General features: G+C 61.1%; 18 protein-coding genes and 2 tRNA genes. 17 read left to right on the plus strand and 3 right to left on the minus strand.

All coding sequences use genetic code 11. The features are described from left to right. Positions 1-12 precede the first annotated feature (12 nt). Entirely contained in the window at positions 13-321 is a 309-nt protein-coding gene (gene yhbY / locus CAG34_RS18530; protein WP_003249945.1) for a ribosome assembly RNA-binding protein YhbY, read from the minus strand. Positions 322-423: 102 nt separating this feature from the next. On the opposite strand from yhbY, the gene rlmE reads away from it, so the two are divergent. From rlmE to CAG34_RS18615, 16 genes are all read left to right on the plus strand, one after another. Next, on the plus strand, positions 424-1,050 hold the full coding sequence (gene rlmE, locus CAG34_RS18535) for a 23S rRNA (uridine(2552)-2'-O)-methyltransferase RlmE (protein ID WP_025340705.1): 627 nt from the start codon (positions 424-426) through the stop codon (positions 1,048-1,050). 203 nt (positions 1,051-1,253) lie between these two features. Further along, the gene (gene ftsH / locus CAG34_RS18540) at positions 1,254-3,158 is read left to right on the plus strand and encodes an ATP-dependent zinc metalloprotease FtsH (RefSeq protein WP_025340704.1); all 1,905 of its coding nucleotides are present in this window, start codon (positions 1,254-1,256) and stop codon (positions 3,156-3,158) included. Positions 3,159-3,166: 8 nt separating this feature from the next. After that, positions 3,167-4,018, plus strand: coding sequence for a dihydropteroate synthase (gene folP / locus CAG34_RS18545; RefSeq protein ID WP_075046426.1), 852 nt, complete (start codon positions 3,167-3,169; stop codon positions 4,016-4,018). 16 nt (positions 4,019-4,034) lie between these two features. Continuing rightward, positions 4,035-5,375: a phosphoglucosamine mutase gene (gene glmM, locus CAG34_RS18550; protein WP_085591700.1), complete on the plus strand. Its 1,341-nt coding sequence runs from the start codon at positions 4,035-4,037 to the stop codon at positions 5,373-5,375. 65 nt (positions 5,376-5,440) lie between these two features. After that, entirely contained in the window at positions 5,441-6,196 is a 756-nt protein-coding gene (gene tpiA / locus CAG34_RS18555; RefSeq protein ID WP_025340701.1) for a triose-phosphate isomerase, read from the plus strand. 4 nt (positions 6,197-6,200) lie between these two features. Further along, complete coding sequence (gene secG / locus CAG34_RS18560; protein WP_015271857.1) at positions 6,201-6,599, plus strand: preprotein translocase subunit SecG; 399 nt, start codon at positions 6,201-6,203, stop codon at positions 6,597-6,599. Positions 6,600-6,620: 21 nt separating this feature from the next. Further along, a tRNA-Leu gene (locus tag CAG34_RS18565) sits at positions 6,621-6,706 on the plus strand. Positions 6,707-6,806: 100 nt separating this feature from the next. Further along, a tRNA-Met gene (locus CAG34_RS18570) sits at positions 6,807-6,883 on the plus strand. A gap of 130 nt (positions 6,884-7,013) precedes the next feature. Then, positions 7,014-7,472, plus strand: coding sequence for a ribosome maturation factor RimP (gene rimP / locus CAG34_RS18575; RefSeq protein ID WP_003249960.1), 459 nt, complete (start codon positions 7,014-7,016; stop codon positions 7,470-7,472). A gap of 59 nt (positions 7,473-7,531) precedes the next feature. After that, on the plus strand, positions 7,532-9,013 hold the full coding sequence (nusA, locus tag CAG34_RS18580; RefSeq protein ID WP_003258062.1) for a transcription termination factor NusA: 1,482 nt from the start codon (positions 7,532-7,534) through the stop codon (positions 9,011-9,013). Positions 9,014-9,040: 27 nt separating this feature from the next. After that, the gene (infB, locus tag CAG34_RS18585; RefSeq protein WP_025340700.1) at positions 9,041-11,581 is read left to right on the plus strand and encodes a translation initiation factor IF-2; all 2,541 of its coding nucleotides are present in this window, start codon (positions 9,041-9,043) and stop codon (positions 11,579-11,581) included. A 116-nt stretch (positions 11,582-11,697) separates the two neighbouring features. Beyond that, the gene (gene rbfA, locus CAG34_RS18590) at positions 11,698-12,096 is read left to right on the plus strand and encodes a 30S ribosome-binding factor RbfA (RefSeq protein WP_025340699.1); all 399 of its coding nucleotides are present in this window, start codon (positions 11,698-11,700) and stop codon (positions 12,094-12,096) included. 3 nt (positions 12,097-12,099) lie between these two features. Beyond that, the gene (gene truB / locus CAG34_RS18595; protein WP_085591702.1) at positions 12,100-13,017 is read left to right on the plus strand and encodes a tRNA pseudouridine(55) synthase TruB; all 918 of its coding nucleotides are present in this window, start codon (positions 12,100-12,102) and stop codon (positions 13,015-13,017) included. 147 nt (positions 13,018-13,164) lie between these two features. After that, on the plus strand, positions 13,165-13,434 hold the full coding sequence (gene rpsO, locus CAG34_RS18600) for a 30S ribosomal protein S15 (RefSeq protein WP_003249971.1): 270 nt from the start codon (positions 13,165-13,167) through the stop codon (positions 13,432-13,434). Between the two features lie 250 nt (positions 13,435-13,684). After that, complete coding sequence (gene pnp / locus CAG34_RS18610) at positions 13,685-15,790, plus strand: polyribonucleotide nucleotidyltransferase (RefSeq protein WP_025340698.1); 2,106 nt, start codon at positions 13,685-13,687, stop codon at positions 15,788-15,790. A 263-nt stretch (positions 15,791-16,053) separates the two neighbouring features. After that, entirely contained in the window at positions 16,054-16,404 is a 351-nt protein-coding gene (locus CAG34_RS18615; RefSeq protein ID WP_025340697.1) for a BON domain-containing protein, read from the plus strand. A gap of 78 nt (positions 16,405-16,482) precedes the next feature. Here the strand turns inward: CAG34_RS18615 and CAG34_RS18620 are convergent, their stop codons facing one another. Then, positions 16,483-16,785 (minus strand): putative quinol monooxygenase, encoded by a 303-nt coding sequence (locus tag CAG34_RS18620; protein ID WP_085591704.1) that lies wholly within the window; start codon positions 16,783-16,785, stop codon positions 16,483-16,485. Positions 16,786-16,845: 60 nt separating this feature from the next. On the opposite strand from CAG34_RS18620, the gene CAG34_RS18625 reads away from it, so the two are divergent. Then, complete coding sequence (locus tag CAG34_RS18625; RefSeq protein ID WP_085591705.1) at positions 16,846-17,259, plus strand: VOC family protein; 414 nt, start codon at positions 16,846-16,848, stop codon at positions 17,257-17,259. Positions 17,260-17,380: 121 nt separating this feature from the next. Here CAG34_RS18625 and CAG34_RS18635 read toward each other — a convergent pair whose 3' ends face one another. Continuing rightward, positions 17,381-20,317: a DUF748 domain-containing protein gene (locus CAG34_RS18635; RefSeq protein WP_085591707.1), complete on the minus strand. Its 2,937-nt coding sequence runs from the start codon at positions 20,315-20,317 to the stop codon at positions 17,381-17,383. Positions 20,318-20,344 lie beyond the last annotated feature (27 nt).

A 20,344-nucleotide genomic window follows, 5' to 3' on the forward strand; every position in this document is an offset into this window, starting at 1 on the left:
GCCCCCGTGCCGTTACTTGTAACGGTGGATATTGGACAGCTGCTTGTTCGGCTGTGGGTTCTTGCGGTAGATCAGGGCTTTCTTGCCAATGGTCTGCACCAGTTCGGCACGGCCGGCCTTGCACAGTTCGGCAATGGTCTCGGCCCGCTCTTCGCGGTCTTCCGAGCGAATTTCGACCTTGATCAGCTCATGGTCGACCAGGGCGCGCTCCAGTTCGGCGATGACGCCTTCATTCAAACCGTTGCCAGCAACGATCAGGACCGGCTTCAGGTCATGACCAATGGACTTGTATTGCTTCTTCTGCTCGTTATTGAGCGGCATAATCTGACCCTTTCCGTCTGATTCTGTAAAATTGACCGGCATTTTACCCGAGGGCCACCGGCTCCGCCCAGTCAATCACGACGCATATCATCGAGGTGCCCCGTGGTACAACGTTCCAAAAGCAGCGCAAACTGGCTGCGAGAGCATTTCAACGATCCTTTTGTGAAACAGGCGCAAAAGGATGGCTACCGCTCGCGTGCGAGCTACAAATTGCTGGAGATCCAGGAAAAGGACCGGCTGATCCGCCCAGGCATGAGCGTGATCGACCTCGGCGCGGCTCCTGGTGGCTGGTCGCAGGTGACCAGTCGTCTGATTGGTGGCCAGGGCCGCCTGATCGCGTCCGACATCCTGGAGATGGACTCGATCCCCGATGTGACCTTCATCCAGGGCGATTTCACCCATGATGAAGTGCTGCAGCGCATTCTCGAGGCCGTCGGCGATTCGCACGTGGACCTTGTGATTTCCGACATGGCCCCCAATATGAGTGGTACGCCTGCGGTGGACATGCCGCGTGCCATGTTCCTCTGCGAGCTGGCCCTCGATCTGGCAACCCGCGTGCTGAAGCCCGGCGGCGATTTCCTGATCAAGATTTTCCAGGGCGAAGGTTTTGACGTGTACCTCAAGGACGTGCGCAGCAAGTTCGACAAGGTACAGATGCGCAAGCCGTCGTCGTCGCGTGACCGTTCCCGCGAGCAGTACCTGCTGGGCAGGGGTTTCAAAGGGGCATGAAAGGCGTGAAGCGTGGTGGCCGATAGTTATTTCCAATCGGCCGCTGCGTCAGGATCGTCCGAACTTCGTGTAGTCTAGCTTTCACAAAGGGTTACAGACGGTGCCTGCGGCTGCGTAGGTAATGTAGTAAGTTAGGGCGATGAATATCATGCGAGGAACGGCTGCGTCGTGCGCCGACCTCAGAGGGTAGCGAATTGAACGACATGGCAAAGAATCTGATCCTGTGGTTGATCATCGCAGCTGTCCTGGTGACAGTGATGAACAACTTCTCCAGCCCTAACGAGCCGCAGACCCTCAACTATTCCGACTTCATCCAGCAGGTCAAGGATGGCAAGGTCGAGCGTGTGACCGTCGACGGCTACATCATTACCGGCAAGCGCGCCGACGGCGACAATTTCAAGACCGTTCGCCCGGCCATTACCGACAACGGCCTGATCGGCGACCTGGTCGACAACCACGTCATCGTCGAAGGCAAGCAGCCTGAGCAGCAGAGCATCTGGACCCAGCTGCTGGTGGCGAGCTTCCCGATCCTGGTGATCATCGCCGTGTTCATGTTCTTCATGCGCCAGATGCAGGGCGGCGCGGGCGGCAAGGGCGGGCCGATGAGCTTCGGCAAGAGCAAGGCGCGCCTGCTGTCCGAAGACCAGGTCAAGACCACCCTGGCCGACGTTGCAGGTTGCGACGAAGCCAAGGAAGAGGTTGGCGAGCTGGTCGAGTTCCTGCGCGACCCGGGCAAGTTCCAGCGCCTGGGCGGCCGTATCCCGCGTGGCGTGCTGATGGTCGGCCCGCCCGGTACCGGTAAGACCTTGCTTGCCAAGGCCATCGCCGGCGAGGCGAAGGTGCCGTTCTTCACCATCTCCGGTTCGGACTTCGTGGAAATGTTCGTCGGTGTCGGTGCCAGCCGTGTGCGCGACATGTTCGAGCAGGCCAAGAAGCACGCCCCGTGCATCATCTTCATCGACGAGATCGACGCCGTTGGTCGCCACCGTGGCGCCGGCATGGGTGGCGGTCACGACGAGCGTGAGCAAACCCTCAACCAGTTGCTGGTGGAGATGGACGGCTTCGAAATGAACGATGGCATCATCGTCATCGCCGCTACCAACCGTCCGGACGTGCTCGACCCGGCTCTGCTGCGCCCCGGCCGCTTCGACCGCCAGGTGGTGGTTGGCCTGCCGGACATTCGTGGTCGTGAGCAGATCCTCAAGGTGCACATGCGCAAGGTGCCGGTCGGCGAGAACGTCAACCCGGCGGTCATTGCCCGTGGTACCCCTGGCTTCTCCGGTGCAGACCTGGCCAACCTGGTCAACGAGGCCTCGCTGTTTGCCGCGCGCGCCAACAAGCGCCTGGTCGAAATGAAAGAGTTCGAGCTGGCCAAGGACAAGATCATGATGGGCGCCGAGCGCAAGACCATGGTCATGTCCGAGAAAGAGAAGCAGAACACTGCCTATCACGAGGCTGGCCACGCCATTGTCGGTCGCCTGGTGCCTGAGCACGATCCGGTCTACAAGGTTTCGATCATTCCGCGCGGTCGTGCCCTGGGCGTGACCATGTTCCTGCCGGAAGAAGACCGCTACAGCCTGTCCAAGCGCGCACTGATCAGCCAGATCTGTTCGCTGTACGGCGGCCGTATTGCCGAAGAAATGACCCTGGGCTTCGACGGTGTCACTACCGGCGCGTCCAACGACATCATGCGTGCCAGCCAGATCGCCCGAAACATGGTGACCAAGTGGGGCCTTTCCGAAAAACTCGGCCCGCTGATGTACGCCGAGGAAGAAGGCGAGGTGTTCCTGGGCCGCAGTGCTGCCAGCCAGCACGCCAGCGTTTCCGGCGAAACCGCCAAGCTGATCGACTCGGAAGTGCGCAGCATCATCGACCAGTGCTACGCCACGGCCAAGCAGTTGCTCACCGACAACCGTGACAAGCTCGATGCCATGGCCGAAGCGCTGATGAAGTACGAGACCATCGACGCCGAGCAGATTGACGATATCATGGCCGGCCGTACCCCCCGCGAACCGCGCGACTGGGATGATGACTCGGCTTCGGGCAAGCCTGCAGCCCAGGGTGATCGCCCGGAATCGCCGATCGGCGGTCCAGCGGCTCAACACTAAGGGCATCTATGAGCTCAGCGCAGTACCCGACCCGGTTGCCTTGCGGCAACCGGGTTCTTGATTTGTCGCGTACCCATGTCATGGGTATTCTCAATATCACCCCTGATTCCTTCTCCGATGGCGGGCGCTTCAACCAGCGCGACGAGGCGTTGCGTCATGCCGAAGCGATGGTTGCCGCAGGCGCCACGCTGATCGACATCGGCGGCGAGTCCACGCGTCCGGGCGCGCGCGCGGTATCGGTGACCGAGGAGCTGGAGCGGGTAGCCCCCATGGTCGAGGCGATCAACAGCCGCCTCGATGTGGTCATCTCGGTCGATACCTCCACCCCGGCGGTCATGCGTGAATCGGCGCGCCTCGGTGCCGGGCTGATCAACGACGTGAGAGCCCTGGAGCGCGATGGCGCCCTGGACGCTGCCGCGGATACCGGCCTGCCGGTATGCCTCATGCACATGCGCGGCGAGCCGGGTAACATGCAGGACGACCCACATTACGAAGATGTGACCGCCGACGTTACGCGTTACCTTGAGCAGCGAATGGCCGCCTGCGCTGCGGCGGGCATCGACGCAAACAGAATCATCCTTGATCCGGGCTTCGGTTTCGCCAAGACACTGGCGCACAACCTGAGCCTGTTCAAGCATATGGAAGCGCTCTATCGCCTTGGGCGCCCGCTGCTGGTGGGTGTTTCACGCAAGAGCATGATCGGCCTGACGCTGGAACGTCCGGTCGGCGAGCGGTTGTACGGCAGCCTCGCGCTGGCGGCGTTGGCCATGACCAAGGGGGCGAGCATCCTTCGTGTCCATGACGTGGCCGAAACCGTTGATGTGGTGCGCATGATCGCTGCGGTGCAAAACGCCGAATAAGAACATTGGAGTCCCTATGAGCAGAAAATACTTTGGTACCGACGGCATTCGTGGCCGTGTCGGCGAATACCCGATCACGCCTGACTTCATGCTGAAGCTTGGTTGGGCGGCCGGCATGGCCTTCCGCAAGCAAGGCCACTGCCGGGTGCTGGTTGGCAAGGACACGCGTATTTCCGGCTACATGTTCGAGTCCGCACTCGAAGCCGGCCTGTCCGCGGCAGGTGCCGACGTGATGCTGCTCGGGCCGATGCCTACGCCGGCCATCGCCTACCTGACGCGTACCTTCCACGCCGAAGCCGGCATCGTCATCAGCGCCTCGCACAACCCGCACGATGACAACGGCATCAAGTTCTTCTCGGGCCAGGGGACCAAGCTGCCGGACGAAGTCGAGCTGATGATCGAGGAATTGCTCGACCAGCCGATGACCGTTGTCGAGTCGGGCAAGCTGGGCAAGGTTTCGCGCATCAACGATGCCGCCGGCCGCTACATCGAGTTCTGCAAGAGCAGCGTGCCGAGCAGCACCAGCTTCGACGGCCTCAAGCTGGTGGTCGATTGCGCCCATGGCGCCACCTACAAGGTCGCGCCAAGCGTGTTCCGCGAGCTGGGTGCCGACGTGACCGTGCTGCATGCCCAGCCCGACGGCCTGAACATCAACGAAGGCTGTGGCTCGACTCACATCGAATCGCTGCAGGCTGCCGTGCTGGTCGGTCATGCCGACCTGGGCATCGCCTTCGACGGTGATGGCGACCGCGTGCTGATGGTCGACCACACCGGCGCCATCGTCGATGGTGACGAACTGCTGTTCATTATCGCCCGCGACATGCAGGAGCGGGGCAAGCTGCAGGGCGGGGTAGTGGGCACGCTGATGAGCAACCTGGGCCTGGAGCTTGCGCTGAAGGAGCTGGATATCCCGTTCGTGCGGGCCAAGGTCGGTGACCGTTATGTCATGGCCGAGCTGCTGGAGCGTGAGTGGCTGGTCGGTGGTGAAAACTCTGGGCACGTCGTGTGCTGCAATCACACCACCACTGGTGACGCGATCATCGCTGCGCTGCAGGTGCTGATGGCACTCAAACGTCGTGGCGAAACCCTGGCCCAGGCTCGTCAGGCCCTGCGCAAGTGCCCGCAGGTGCTGATCAATGTGCGCTATGGCGCCAGCAAGGTCGACCCGCTGGAGCACCCGGCGGTCAAGGAAGCCAGTGCCAAGGTGACCGAGGCCTTGGCCGGCCGCGGCCGCGTGCTGCTGCGCAAATCCGGTACCGAGCCGTTGGTGCGGGTGATGGTCGAGGGCGAGGACGAAAGCCAGGTGCGTGCGCACGCAGAAGCGTTGGCCAAACTGGTTGGCGAAGTTTGTGTCTGAAGGCGCTTGCCAGCGCAGATAGGGTTGGGTACTATCTGCGCCCACTTTGACCGACGAGGTAAAGCATGCGTCGCCCTATGGTAGCTGGTAACTGGAAGATGCACGGTACCCGCGCTAGCGTCGCTGAGCTGACCGAAGGCTTGAGAAATCTGGCCTTGCCGAGCGGAGTGGAAGTCGCGGTGTTTCCACCGGCCTTGTTCATCAATCAAGTGATCGATGGCCTGGCAGGCAAGGAAATTACTGTCGGCGCACAGAATTCTGCAGTACAACCCGAACAGGGTGCGCTGACCGGAGAAGTTGCTCCGGAACAGCTGGTTGAAGCAGGCTGCAAGTTGGTGTTGATTGGCCATTCGGAGCGTCGCCAGATCATTGGTGAAACCGACGAAGTGCTCAATCGCAAGTTTGCAGCGGCCCAAGCCAAAGGTTTGAAGCCAGTGCTTTGCATCGGGGAAACCCTTGAAGAGCGCGAGGCCGGCAAAACGCTCGAAGTTGTCGGGCGTCAACTAAGCAGTATCATCGAGGCATTCGGTGTTAAGGCTTTTGCCAATGCAGTAATTGCCTATGAGCCTGTATGGGCCATTGGCACTGGCCTTACGGCCACGCCACAGCAGGCCCAGGATGTGCATGCAGCCATCCGCGGCCAGCTGGCGGCAGAAGATGCTGAAGTGGCTGCGAAGGTGCAGTTGCTCTACGGCGGCAGCGTGAAGGCGGCCAATGCGGCCGAACTGTTCGGCATGCCGGATATCGATGGGGGGCTCATTGGTGGAGCTTCCCTGAACGCAGACGAATTCGGTGCAATTTGTCGCGCCGCAGGAAACTGAACAAATGCTGGAAACAGTCATCGTTGTTTTTCATCTGTTGGCAGCGCTGTCGCTTGTAGTGCTGGTTCTGTTGCAACAGGGTAAAGGTGCGGAAGCAGGTGCATCTTTCGGCGCGGGTGCTTCAAATACCGTGTTCGGGAGCCAGGGCTCTGCAACGTTCCTGAGTAAATTAACTGCTATACTCGCTGCCACTTTCTTTTTGACAGCACTTGGGTTAGGATACTTCGCGAAGCAACAAGCTCACCAGCTTAGCCAAGCAGGTCTTCCAGATCCAGCAGTGCTAGAAGTGAAAGAGCCGCAGAAACCGGCAGTTAATGATGATGTACCGGTGCTCCAGCAGCAGAAGAGCGAAACCACTCCTAATACGGGTGATGTACCTCCTCCAGCACAAGAGCAGAAGTAACGGGTTTCAAGTAGTAGTATTGCCGAGGTGGTGGAATTGGTAGACACGCAACCTTGAGGTGGTTGTGCCCATAGGGTGTAGGGGTTCGAGTCCCCTTCTCGGTACCAATTAAAGCTTGAGAGCCCGCTTTAGCGGGCTTTCTTGCAGGTGAAGGTTCGGATTTGACCCTCAGGAGGGTTCGGTCTTATACTTTTGCCCCAGCTTTGTCGCGGGGTGGAGCAGCTTGGTAGCTCGTCGGGCTCATAACCCGAAGGTCGTTGGTTCAAATCCAGCCCCCGCAACCAGCTTCAGCGGAGCCCCTTTTCAGGGGCTTTTTGCTAACCGAACAGTTTTCGGCGTCGTTGTCCAACGGCGCTTTCAGGGATGGGCGCTTCGCCCATTTTTTATTTGCACAGCATGCACGAGGGGGTTCAGGTGTCGAGCAAGCTAGAACAGTTGCAGGCCTTGTTGGCCCCGGTTGTCGAGGGTCTGGGCTATCAATGCTGGGGGATCGAATACGTTTCCCAGGGTAAGCATTCGGTACTGCGCATCTACATCGACAAGGAAGGCGGCATCCTGGTGGACGACTGCGAAGCGGTCAGCCGTCAGGCCAGCGCAATTCTCGATGTGGAAGATCCGATCAGCAGTGAATACACCCTCGAGGTGTCTTCTCCAGGCATGGATCGCCCACTGTTCACTCTGGAACAGTTTGCCTCGCATGCCGGCGAACAAGTGAAGATCAAGCTGCGCTCACCCTTCGAGGGTCGTCGTAACTTCCAGGGCCTTCTCCGCGGTGTGGAGGAGCAGGACGTGGTGGTCCAGGTGGACAATCAAGAGTTCCTGTTGCCGATCGACTCGATCGACAAGGCCAATATTATTCCCAGTTTTGACTGAGACGTGCCGGGCCCGGCGGACTATCCGGGCCCAATGGCTTGCGCAAGGCGAGGCGTACGATGAGCAAAGAAGTACTGCTGGTTGTTGAATCGGTATCCAACGAAAAAGGTGTACCGCCCGGCGTCATTTTCGAAGCGCTGGAAGTGGCACTGGCCACTGCAACCAAAAAACGTTTTGAGGACGAAGTCGACCTGCGTGTGGAAATCAACCGCCACACCGGTAGCTACGAGACCTTCCGTCGCTGGACCGTGGTCGACGAAGCCGATCTTGATGATCCGGCGATCGAGACCTGGTTGAGCAAGATTCATGAAACCCACCCTGAAGCCAAGGTCGGTGACGTGATCGAAGAGAAGATCGAGTCCATCGAGTTCGGTCGTATTGCCGCCCAGACCGCCAAGCAGGTCATCGTGCAGAAGGTCCGTGAGGCCGAGCGTGCCCAGGTGGTCGATGCCTACCGCGAGCGCGTTGGCGAGATCATCTCCGGCACCGTCAAAAAGGTTACCCGCGACAACGTCATCGTTGACCTGGGCAACAACGCCGAGGCCCTGCTGGCCCGCGAAGACATCATTCCGCGTGAGACCTTCCGTGTTGGCGTGCGCCTGCGTGCGCTGCTCAAGGAAATTCGCACCGAGAACCGTGGCCCTCAGCTGATCCTGTCGCGCACCGCGCCACAGATGCTGATCGAGCTTTTCCGCATCGAAGTGCCGGAAATTGCCGAAGGCCTCATCGAAGTCATGGCTGCCTCCCGTGATCCGGGTTCGCGAGCCAAGATCGCCGTCCGCTCCAAGGACAAGCGCATCGACCCGCAAGGCGCCTGCATCGGCATGCGTGGTTCGCGCGTCCAGGCCGTATCCGGGGAGCTGGGTGGTGAGCGTGTGGATATCGTCCTGTGGGACGATAACCCGGCGCAGTTTGTCATCAACGCCATGTCGCCGGCTGAAGTCGCGGCGATCATCGTTGATGAAGATGCCCATGCCATGGACATCGCCGTTGCCGAGGACAACCTGGCCCAGGCCATTGGTCGTGGCGGTCAGAACGTTCGCCTGGCCAGTCAGCTGACCGGCTGGACCCTGAACGTGATGACCGAGAAGGACATCCAGGCCAAGCAGCAGGCCGAAACCGGTGACATCCTGCGCAATTTCATCGATGAACTGGAAGTCGACGAGGAGCTGGCCCAAGTGCTGGTCGACGAAGGCTTCACCAGCCTCGAAGAAATTGCCTACGTACCGTTGGAAGAAATGCTCAACATCGATGGCTTTGACGAAGATATCGTCAACGAGCTCCGCGCTCGAGCCAAGGACCGTTTGTTGACCAAGGCCATCGCTACCGAAGAAAAACTGGCAGACGCCCATCCGGCTGACGACCTGCTCTCCCTCGAGGGCATGGACAAGGACCTGGCGGCGGAACTGGCGGTGCGCGGCGTGGTTAACCGCGAAGACCTGGCCGAGCAGTCGATCGACGATCTGCTCGACATCGACGGCATCGACGAAGAGCGTGCCGGCAAGTTGATCATGGCCGCCCGAGCCCACTGGTTCGAGTAATTAGGCGCGGCCTGAGGAGAGAAGTGCATGACGCAAGTCACGGTGAAAGAACTGGCCCAAGAGGTCGAGGCACCGGTAGAGCGCCTGCTGCAGCAGATGCGTGAGGCAGGTCTGCCGCACACCGACGCCGGTCAGGTAGTGACCGACAATGAGAAGCAGACCTTGCTGACTCATTTGAAGAGCAGCCACAAGAGCAAGGCGGAAGAACCGCGCAAGATTACCTTGCAGCGCAAAACCACCAGCACCCTGCGTGTCGCCGGTAGCAAGAGCATCAGCGTAGAAGTACGCAAGAAGAAAGTATTCGTGCAGCGCAGCCCGGAAGAAATCCAGGCTGAGCAGAAGCGTGAACTGGATGAGCGCCGCGCGGCTGAAAATGCCGCTCGCGAGAAGGTCGAGGCCGAAGTTCGCCAGCGCAACGAAGAGCAGGCTCGCCGTCAGGCCGCCGATACCGCTGCTGCAGCCCCTGCGCCTGCCGCCAAGCCAGAGGCGGCGCCTGCCGCTGCCCCGGCCCCGGTAGTTGCCGACGCCCCGGCGTCCGAAGACGCCGCAGCCCGTGCTGCCGAGCGCAAGAAGGACGAAGCCCGTCGCAACGAAGGCCGCACCCGTGACGAAGACCGTCGTGGTGGCGAGCGTCGTGGCGAGGCCCCGCGCGTGTCGATCAAGGTCAAGGTCAAGGAGAAGGAAAAGGCTCCGACTCCTCGTGCCGCACCGCGCACCACCGATGAAGAGAGCGATGGCGTACGCCGTGGCCGCGGTGGCAAGAGCAAGCTGAAGAAGCGCAACCAGCACGGCTTCCAGAACCCGACCGGTCCAGTCATCCGTGACGTGACCATCGGCGAGACCATCACCGTCTCGGAACTGGCCCAACAGATGTCGGTCAAGGCCGCTGAAGTGGTCAAGTTCATGTTCAAGCTGGGTACCCCGGTCACCATCAACCAGGTGCTCGACCAGGAAACCGCTCAGCTGGTCGCCGAAGAACTGGGCCACAAAGTGACCCTGGTCAGCGATACCGCCCTGGAAGACTCCCTGGCCGAATCGCTGAAGTTCGAAGGTGAAGTCGAATCGCGTGCGCCGGTCGTTACCGTCATGGGTCACGTTGACCACGGCAAGACCTCGCTGCTCGACTACATCCGTCGTGCCAAGGTTGCCGCTGGCGAAGCCGGTGGTATTACCCAGCACATCGGTGCCTACCACGTGGAAACCGACCGCGGCATGGTCACCTTCCTCGATACCCCAGGCCACGCTGCGTTCACCGCAATGCGTGCCCGTGGTGCCAAGGCTACCGACATCGTCATCCTGGTGGTGGCGGCGGACGACGGCGTGATGCCGCAAACCCGCGAAGCCGTTCAGCATGCCAAGGCAGCTGGCGTTCCGCTGGTGGTTGCGGTGAACAAGATCGACAAGCCGGGTGCCGATATCGATCGCATCCGCAACGAGCTGGCCGTCGAAGGCGTGACCTCCGAGGACTGGGGTGGTGATACTCCGTTCGTCAAGGTTTCGGCGAAGATGGGTACCGGCGTCGACGAACTGCTCGAAGCTGTCCTGCTGCAGGCCGAGATCCTCGAGCTGACCGCTACCCCGACCGCTCCAGGTCGTGGCGTGGTTGTCGAATCGCGTCTGGACAAGGGCCGTGGCCCGGTGGCGACCATCCTGGTTCAGGACGGTACCCTGCGTCAGGGCGACATGGTCCTGTGCGGTTCCAACTATGGCCGCGTGCGCGCCATGCTCGACGAGAACGGCAAGCCTGTGAAGGAAGCCGGCCCGTCGATCCCGGTCGAGATCCTCGGCCTGGACGGTACCCCGGAAGCCGGTGACGAGCTGTCCGTGGTTGCCGACGAGAAGAAGGCCCGTGAAGTTGCCCTGTTCCGTCAAGGCAAGTACCGCGAGGTCAAGCTGGCCCGTGCTCACGCCGGCAAGCTGGAAAACATCTTCGAGACCATGGGTCAGGAAGAGAAGAAGACCCTCAACATCGTCCTCAAGACCGACGTGCGTGGTTCCCTGGAAGCACTGCAGGGTTCGCTGTCGGGCCTGGGCAACGACGAAGTTCAGGTACGCGTGATCGGTGGCGGCGTCGGTGGTATCACCGAGAGCGACGCCAACCTGGCGCTGGCTTCGAATGCAGTACTGTTCGGCTTCAACGTGCGTGCCGATGCCGGCGCGCGCAAGATCGTCGAGCAGGAAGGTCTGGATATGCGTTACTACAACGTGATCTACGACATCATCGAAGACGTCAAGAAGGCCCTGACCGGCATGCTCGGCAGCGATGTTCGCGAGAACATCCTGGGTGTCGCCGAAGTACGTGACGTGTTCCGTTCGCCGAAGTTCGGCGCCATCGCTGGCTGTATGGTCATCGAGGGTACCGTGTACCGCAACCGTCCGATCCGCGTACTGCGCGAAGACGTTGTGATCTTCGAAGGTGAACTGGAGTCGCTGCGTCGCTTCAAGGACGACGCCTCCGAAGTGCGTAACGGCATGGAGTGCGGTATTGGCGTGAAGAGCTACAACGACGTCAAGGTCGGCGACAAGATCGAAGTCTTCGAGAAAGTCCAGGTTGCTCGTACCCTTTAAGGGTGAGCAGGGCGCCAGCCCCCGCCGCAGGGCGGTGGGCAGTGCCTCAGTAGGTAGCGCCCGGTCAGGCATCAGCCTGACCGGGCGTTTGCCGCTTTAAGTTACAGGTAGCAAGAATGGCCAAAGAATACAGCCGTACCCAACGTATCGGTGATCAGATGCAGCGCGAGCTGGCCGAGCTGATCCGCCGTGAAGTCAAGGACCCCCGCGTCGGTCTGGTCACCATCACCGCTGTGGATGTCAGCCGCGACCTAGGCCATGCCAAGGTCTTCATCACCGTCATGGGCGAAGAAACGCCAGACGCAGTGCAGCAGTCGCTCAAGGCCCTGAACAGCGCCGCCAGCTTCCTACGCCTGCACCTGGGCCGCTCGATGCAGCTGCGCAGCGTGCCGCAACTGCATTTCCACTTCGACGAAAGCGTCAGCCGCGGTGTCCACCTGTCGGCACTGATCGAGCGCGCGGTCGCCGAAGACCGTCTGCACAAGGATGCCGACAAGCCGGACGCCGAGGAGTAAGCGGTGGCCCAGGTCAAACGTATCCGCCGCAACGTCAGCGGCATCATCCTGCTCGACAAGCCGCTGGGCTTCACCTCCAACGCTGCCCTGCAAAAGGTGCGCTGGCTGCTCAACGCGGAAAAGGCCGGCCACACCGGCAGCCTCGACCCGCTGGCAACCGGCGTGCTGCCGCTGTGCTTCGGCGAAGCGACCAAGTTTTCGCAGTACCTGCTCGATTCCGACAAGGGCTACGAAACGGTCATGCAGATGGGGCAGACTACCAACACCGGTGATGCCGAAGGTGAGGTGCTGCAGAGCCGCGAGGTGACCGTTGGTCGCGCCGACATCGAGGCCCTGCTGCCGCGTTTTCGTGGCCAGATCAGCCAGATACCGCCGATGTACTCGGCGCTCAAGCGTGACGGCCAGCCGCTGTACAAGCTGGCACGTGCAGGAGAGGTAGTGGAGCGCGAGGCGCGTTCTGTTACTATTGGCCGCTTGGAGTTGCTCGAGTGCGAAGGCACCCGTGCACGGTTGAGCGTAGGATGCAGCAAAGGCACCTATATCCGCACCCTGGTGGAGGATATCGGCGAGGCCCTTGGCTGCGGCGCCTATGTCGCCGAGCTGCGCAGGACCCAGGCCGGGCCTTTCGCACTGGCACAGACGGTCACCCTCGAGGAACTCGAACAGGCCCACGCCGAAGGCGGCAACGAAGCGCTCGACCGCTTCCTCATGCCCTCGGACAGCGGCCTGCAGGACTGGCCGCTGGTGTGCCTGTCCGAACACAGTGCGTTCTACTGGCTGCATGGGCAGGCGGTACGCGCGCCGGACGCGCCACAATTTGGCATGGTCCGGGTACAGGATCACAATGCACGCTTCATCGGTATCGGTGAAGTGAGCGAAGACGGGCGCATTGCGCCGCGTCGGCTGATTCGGTCGGAATGACCGAAACCGCGAGGCCAGGCAGTTGCCAGGCCCCACGGCACCAAGGGTGGCTGTCAGTAGGCACGGTCACACCTTTTTTATTAATACAGGGATTTGTCCCTGGCCTATTGGACCCCGCATGCGGGATCCGTTATCAGGAGAAGCCAAATGGCCCTCAGCGTTGAAGAAAAAGCTCAGATCGTTGCCGAATACCAGCAAGCCGCCGGCGATACCGGTAGCCCGGAAGTGCAGGTTGCTCTGCTGACCGCCAACATCAACAAGCTGCAAGGCCACTTCAAGGCCAACGACAAAGACCACCACTCCCGTCGTGGTCTGATTCGTATGGTCAACCAGCGTCGTAAGCTGCTGGACTACCTGAAGGGCAAAGACACCACTCGTTACAGCGCCCTGATCGGTCGCCTGGGTCTGCGTCGCTAATAGCGGCCTGGCCAGTGGTGTGCATGGCGTGTCGCAGGCTTCGGCAGGGCTGTTTTGCAGTGCTGCCGTTGGACACGCCACGCGTATCTCCGAGGTTGGCAGCCTGGCAATGCTGAGCGGATTTTCCGCTTGGTGCCAGGCTCCCAGCCTCGTGTTGTATCTGGACGGTCAATGGGGCCGATTCCCCGTTCTGCCCAAGAATTCGCAAGAAACCAGTTCCCCCAAGAGCCACTGAAAAAGGTAGGAAACCGTGAACCCGGTAATCAAGACTTTCCAGTTCGGTCAATCGACCGTTACTCTCGAAACGGGCCGTATTGCCCGTCAGGCAACCGGCGCCGTGCTGGTGACCGTCGACAACGACGTCACCGTGCTGGTGACTGTGGTAGGCGCCAAACAGGCCGATCCAGGCAAGGGTTTCTTCCCGTTGTCGGTCCACTACCAGGAAAAGACCTACGCCGCCGGCAAGATCCCGGGTGGCTTCTTCAAGCGTGAAGGCCGTCCTTCCGAGAAAGAGACCCTGACCTCGCGCCTGATCGACCGTCCGATCCGTCCGCTGTTCCCGGAAGGCTTCATGAACGAAGTGCAGGTCGTCTGCACCGTGGTTTCCACCAGCAAGAAGACCGACCCGGACATCGCTGCGATGATCGGTACCTCGGCTGCCCTGGCCATTTCCGGCATTCCGTTCGAAGGCCCGATCGGCGCCGCTCGCGTTGCCTTCCACGAAAGCACCGGCTACCTGCTGAACCCGACCTACGAGCAACTGGCTGCCTCGAGCCTGGACATGGTCGTTGCCGGTACCTCCGACGCTGTACTGATGGTTGAATCGGAAGCCAAAGAGCTGACCGAAGACCAGATGCTGGGCGCCGTACTGTTCGCCCACGACGAATTCCAGGCCGTGATCCAGGCCGTCAAGGAACTGGCCGCCGAAGCCGGCAAGCCGACCTGGGACTGGCAGCCAGCCCCAGCCAACGTCGAGCTGATGAACCTGGTGCGTGGCGAGTTCGGCGAAGCCGTTTCGCAGGCCTACACCATCACTCAGAAGGCTGACCGTTACAACCGCCTGGGCCAGCTGCGCGACGAGGCTGTTGCCCGTCTGAGCAACGAAGAGACCGGCCCTTCCGCCGGCGCCATCAAGGACATCTTCGGCGAGCTGGAATACCGCACCGTCCGCGAGAACATCGTCAACGGCAAACCGCGTATCGACGGCCGTGACACCCGCACCGTGCGCCCGCTGAACATCGAAGTCGGCGTATTGCCGAAGACCCACGGTTCGGCGCTGTTCACCCGTGGCGAAACCCAGGCCCTGGTCGTCGCGACCCTGGGTACTGCCCGTGACGCCCAGCTGCTGGACACCCTGGAAGGCGAGAAGAAAGACCCGTTCATGCTGCACTACAACTTCCCGCCATTCTCGGTGGGTGAGTGCGGCCGCATGGGCGGCGCCGGCCGTCGTGAAATCGGCCACGGCCGCCTGGCCCGTCGTGGCGTGCAGGCCATGCTGCCGAGCGACAGCGACTTCCCGTACACCATCCGCGTGGTATCGGAAATCACCGAATCCAACGGTTCCAGCTCCATGGCTTCGGTCTGTGGTGCTTCCCTGGCCCTGATGGACGCCGGTGTACCGATGAAGGCACCGGTTGCCGGTATCGCCATGGGCCTGGTCAAGGAAGGTGACAAGTTCGCCGTCCTGACCGACATCCTGGGTGACGAAGACCATCTGGGCGACATGGACTTCAAGGTAGCCGGTACCGCCAAGGGTGTTACTGCGCTGCAGATGGACATCAAGATCAACGGCATCACCGAAGAGATCATGGAAATCGCCCTGGGCCAGGCCCTGGAAGCGCGCCTGAACATCCTCGGCCAGATGAACCAGATCATCGCCCAGTCGCGTAGCGAGCTGTCGGCCAACGCCCCGACCATGATCGCGATGAAGATCGACACCGACAAGATCCGTGACGTCATCGGTAAAGGTGGTGCCACCATTCGCGCCATCTGCGAAGAGACCAAGGCTTCGATCGACATCGAAGACGACGGCTCGATCAAGATCTTCGGCGAAACCAAGGAAGCGGCAGAGGCTGCCAAGCAGCGCATCCTGGGCATCACCGCCGAGGCCGAGATCGGCAAGATCTACGTCGGCAAGGTCGAGCGCATCGTCGACTTCGGTGCCTTCGTCAACATCCTGCCTGGCAAGGACGGCCTGGTGCACATCTCCATGCTGAGCGATGCTCGCGTCGAGAAAGTCACCGACATCCTGAAAGAAGGCCAGGAAGTCGAAGTACTGGTACTGGACGTGGACAACCGCGGCCGTATCAAGCTGTCGATCAAGGACGTTGCCGCGGCCAAGGCCTCGGGCGTCTAAGCGACTGCCACGCAACAGGAAAAGGGCCCTTCGGGGCCCTTTTTTCATGGGCGAAAGGGAACCTTTTGCGGACTTGCATCTTGCATGCAGGTTTACCGTGCAGATTGCAAAATGCACGACGACGGGAATGCTGGTTTTTCGCTAACTTATTGATTTGAAAGGAAACAAGCGAAGCGAAAAATCTGGCACAGCGCGTGCAACTACCTTCATATCTGACGCCAGGACATACGGCGCAGACCTTTCGAAAAACAGGAGTGACTCACATGAAGAAGTTCGCCATTGCTGCCGCTACTGCTACCGCCCTGACCCTGACCATGGCTAACGGCGCATTCGCTGCAGAGCCAACCCAGGCTCCAGTCATGTTGGCCGCCAATACCGTGGACAACGCCAAGCAGGAAGGATCTGACACCTGGATCACCACCAAAGTGAAAGCGGACCTGCTGACTGAAAAAGGTATTCCAGGCAGCGACATCAAAGTCGAGACCAGCCAAGGTGTCGTCTCGCTGTCGTCTGACGTGGCGGTGACTCAGTCCCAGAAAGAAGAAGCTGTTCGTATTACCAAGAACATCAAAGGCGTCAAAAGTGTGATGTCGGACGGCCTGAAAGCCGAATAAGGAATGTCCCGTCGGCCAAAAGGATTTGGCCACCTTCGCTCCGAGCCCCGGCTATTTGCCGGGGCTTTTCATTGGTGGCTAGTACACCGGATTACGCGCAATCACATCACTCTCGAAGCATTCCTGCTCGACGATCAGCGGCTCGACCAACGGCCGGCTATCGCGAAAGTGCGCAGTCTGCGTATGCGCGTCATACGCCGCATCATCGCGGTAGATCTCGTACAGGTAGATGACCTCCGGCTCGACCCGGTCCTGCGACACATCGAACACCAGACAGCCAGGTTCGTTGGCAACGGAAGCCGCGGCATTGACCTTGATCGCAGTCAGAAATTCCTCGGCGCAACCGGGCTTCACTCGGGTCTTGATGAACAGGCTATACACAAGGCTCTCCTTTTGTTTTAAATTCTATTGTGAATTGTATACAAAAATGGAGACTCGCCAATGTCCGAATTGCCTGCACGCCCTGGCCGCCTGAACGGCCTGCGTCATATTGCCTTGTTGGTACCCAACCTGGAGGAGTGTGAACGCTTCTACGTCGATGTGCTGGGCATGGAAGTGCTGAACCGCGCCAACGAAGACCTGGTGTATCTCACTTGTGGTAACGACAACCTGTCGCTGGGGCGCGGGGCAGGGGCGGCCAATGGGTTGCAGACCCTGGACCACTATGGGTTCATCGTCGATAGCGTGGAGGAGCTGGAAGCCTGGTACCAGTACTTCAAGGCGCACGGCGTGACCTTGCTGGACCGGCCGTTCAACCATGGTGACGGGGCGCACAGCTTCCACCTGTTGGACCCGGCAGGGAACAAGGTGCAGCCGTTGTACCATCCGGCGGTGTCGGGGCAGCGTTTGGTGTGAAGCCTGTACCGGCCTCTTCGCGGGCTTGCCCGCTCCCACAGGTACTGCACAGGCCTTGAACTGTGTGCGGTCCCTGTGGGAGCGGGCAAGCCCGCGAAGAGGCCAGACCTGCTAGTAGAAGTTACTCGGCATCCAGATGCATCGGCGTCACCACCCGCCCATCGCTCTCGGCCTGGCCCAGGTTGGTATCGATGAAGTACACCCGGTCATCTTCCAGCTGGCCTTTGTCCACCAGGTAATCCTTGATGCTGCTGGCCCGCTCCTGGCCCAGCGTGCGCAGTAGCGCAGTACTCTCGGCCCAGGACTTGATCACCGCCTCGCGCAGCTTGGCGGTGCGCTCGTCGCGGCCCAGTTGCTCCCATTCGGCAGGCGGCTGCTGCTTCAGGCGGTTACGGTAGATGCCTTCGAGCATCGCCGGTTTGTCACTGTCGTCGACCACCAGCATCGAGGCATTGGCCGGCACCTTGTCACCGCGACGCTGCAGGATCTTGTACCAGGTGGCCTGGTACTCGCGCTCCAGGCGCTGCTGGGCGATCAGCGGGCCATCGCTGGCCTGGGCGCTGGTGCCTTCGATTTCCAGGCGCAGTTCCGGGCGTTCCTTCAGGGCCGACGCCAGCTTGTCCAGCGATGCCTGGGCGTCGCTACCGAGCTCGCTGGAGCCCGGGGCGAAGGCCACGTTGCCCAAGTCTTCCGAACCACCGCCGGCAACCAGCCCGCCAATGAACTTGAACGGTGCCTGCGCCGCACGCAACACCAGGTTGCGCAGGGTTTGCCAGACGATCGGCATCACGCTGAACTGCGGGTTGTTGAGGTCGCCGGACACCGGCAGCTCGATCGAGATCTTGCCTTCGGTGTCCTTCAGCAGCGCCACCGCCAGGCGGATCGGCAGGTCCACGGCGTCCGGGCTGTCGACCTTCTCGCCCAACTGCAGCTGCTCTACCACCACCTTGTTTTCGGCCTTCAGCTGGCCATTGGTGATCAGGTAGTGCAGGTCGAGGTTGAGCCGGCCCTTGCGGATGCGGAAGCCGGCGAACTTGCCGGAGTAGGGGGTGAGTGTGGTCAGCTCGACCCGCTTGAAGCTGGTGGCGATGTCCAGGCTGGCCAGCGGGTTGAACGGGTTGAGGGCGCCTTTGATGGTGACCGGCGCGTAGCGGTCGACCTTGCCCTTGACGTCGACCTTGGCCGGCACCGGCTTGCGGTTGTCGATGGTGCCGATCCGGCCGTTGAGCTGCTGGATGGCCGTCGCGAAGTTGGGGGTGAGGGACAGGTCGGCGAAGTTGGCCGAGCCGTCGTTGATGTCGATCTGGCCGATGTGGATGCCCAGCGGCTTGTCGTTGCTGGCAGCGGCCGGCTTGGCCTGGCTGGTCGTCGGGGCGCCGGCCGGCTGCGGGATCAGCAGGTCGTTGATGTTGGTGGTGCGGTCCTCGTTGATGATGAAGCGCGCATAGGGTTGCAGCAGAGTCACCTTGTCGATCGACAGCGCATCGCCGTGCACGTAGGACAGGCCGTCGACGTTCACTTGCTGCCATTTGACGAAGTCACGGCTCTTGATGGTGTCGAGGGTGTGCAGCTGGCTGACCTGTGCCTTGCCGGTAACACTGAAGGCCAGCGGTGCGGTGTTCTTCAGGTCGACCTTGAGGTCGCTGGCGAGCATGCCGCTGCGCAGCTCCAGCAGGATGAACGGGCTGATATAGGCCTGGGCCACTCGCAGGTCGATGTCGCGGGTGCTCACGTCCAGCTTGGCCCAGATGGGCGCCAGGTTGACCTGGCCGGCCGCCTGCAGTTTGCCTTGCTTGCCCACGCCGGTATCGAGCTTGAGGGTGAAGGGCGACTTGTTGAGGCTGTCGAAACCTTGCAGGTCGGCGTTGAGCGGGCCGACGTCGAGGGCCACTGGCTCCTTCTGGGTACGGTCTGCCAGGTGCACCAGGTAGTTACGCAGTTGCACATCCTTGAGCAGCACCTGCCAGGGTTTGCTCGGCTCCTTGGCGGCTTGCTGTTCGGGCGTGGGTTCGGCGGCTGCCGGCTCGGCCTTTTCCTTCGGCGTAGCCTTGGCCGGCTGGCTGGCGAACAGCTTCTGCCAGTCAAGCTGGCCGTCCTTTTCCAGCGCAGCCCAGGTTTCCAGTTTTTCGCTGCGGATCTTGCCCACGGTGACCAGCTGCTTGACCAGGTCGACCGAGGTTTCGCTTACTTCCAGGCTGGCCAGGTGTGCCAGCGGGCGGCCATCCGGGGCCTTGATGGCAAACGGGGCGATGCGCACCGACGCGTTGTCCAGCAACAGTTCGGTCTGTTTGGCAAGGTTGAGCTTGTAGTGGGTGTCGAGGCTGACCACGCCCTCTTCCAGCACCAGTGGCACGGCATCGCGCACATAGGGCCAGAATGCCTTCATCTTGCCTTCGGTGATCTTCAGTGTGCCTTCAGAGGCGATCGGGGCCAGGCTCAGGGTACCTTTCCAGTCGATGCGCCCGCCGTTGGGGCCGATGGCCACCAGGGTCATGTCGGCATTGTCGTTGGGCAGGGTGCTGAGGTTTTTCAGCTCCAGGTTCATGTTGTCGTAGAGGAACTCGATCGGCTCGCTCGGGCGCAGGTCCTCGAAGTGCAGGTAGCCGTCGCTGAGCTTGATGCTGCCGATGCGTAGCGGGAACGGGTCGCTGGGCGGCTCGTCAGGCTTGGCTTCGCTGGCTGGCAGTTTGAACAGGCGGGTCAGGTTGAGGGTACCGTCCTTGGCGAACAGTACTTCGTTGCGTGGCTTGACCAGTTCCACTGCGTCCAGGTGCAGGGCACCGCTCCACAGGCTGTCGAGCGAGAGGTTGGCGTACAGCCGCTCGAAGCCGACCTGCTCCTTGCCCGGCTCGCCGATCTGCAGGCCCCACAGCGTCAGCTCGAGGCTGAAGGGGTTGAGCTCGATCCGTTCGAGGTGGGCAGGCACGGTCGCGTACTGGGCCAACTGCTGGTTGGCGATGCGCAGCGCGACACCGGGGAGAACGAGAAAGCCGAGAAGGCTGTAGAGGGCTACGAGGGCCAGCAGTGCGCCAGCGGCGCGAGTCAATCCTTTGTACATGTGTCGCTTCGTCTGTCTAAGCAGGAG

It is taken from the genome of Pseudomonas sp. B14(2017) (assembly GCF_002113255.1).
GTDB lineage: Bacteria > Pseudomonadota > Gammaproteobacteria > Pseudomonadales > Pseudomonadaceae > Aquipseudomonas > Aquipseudomonas putida_Z.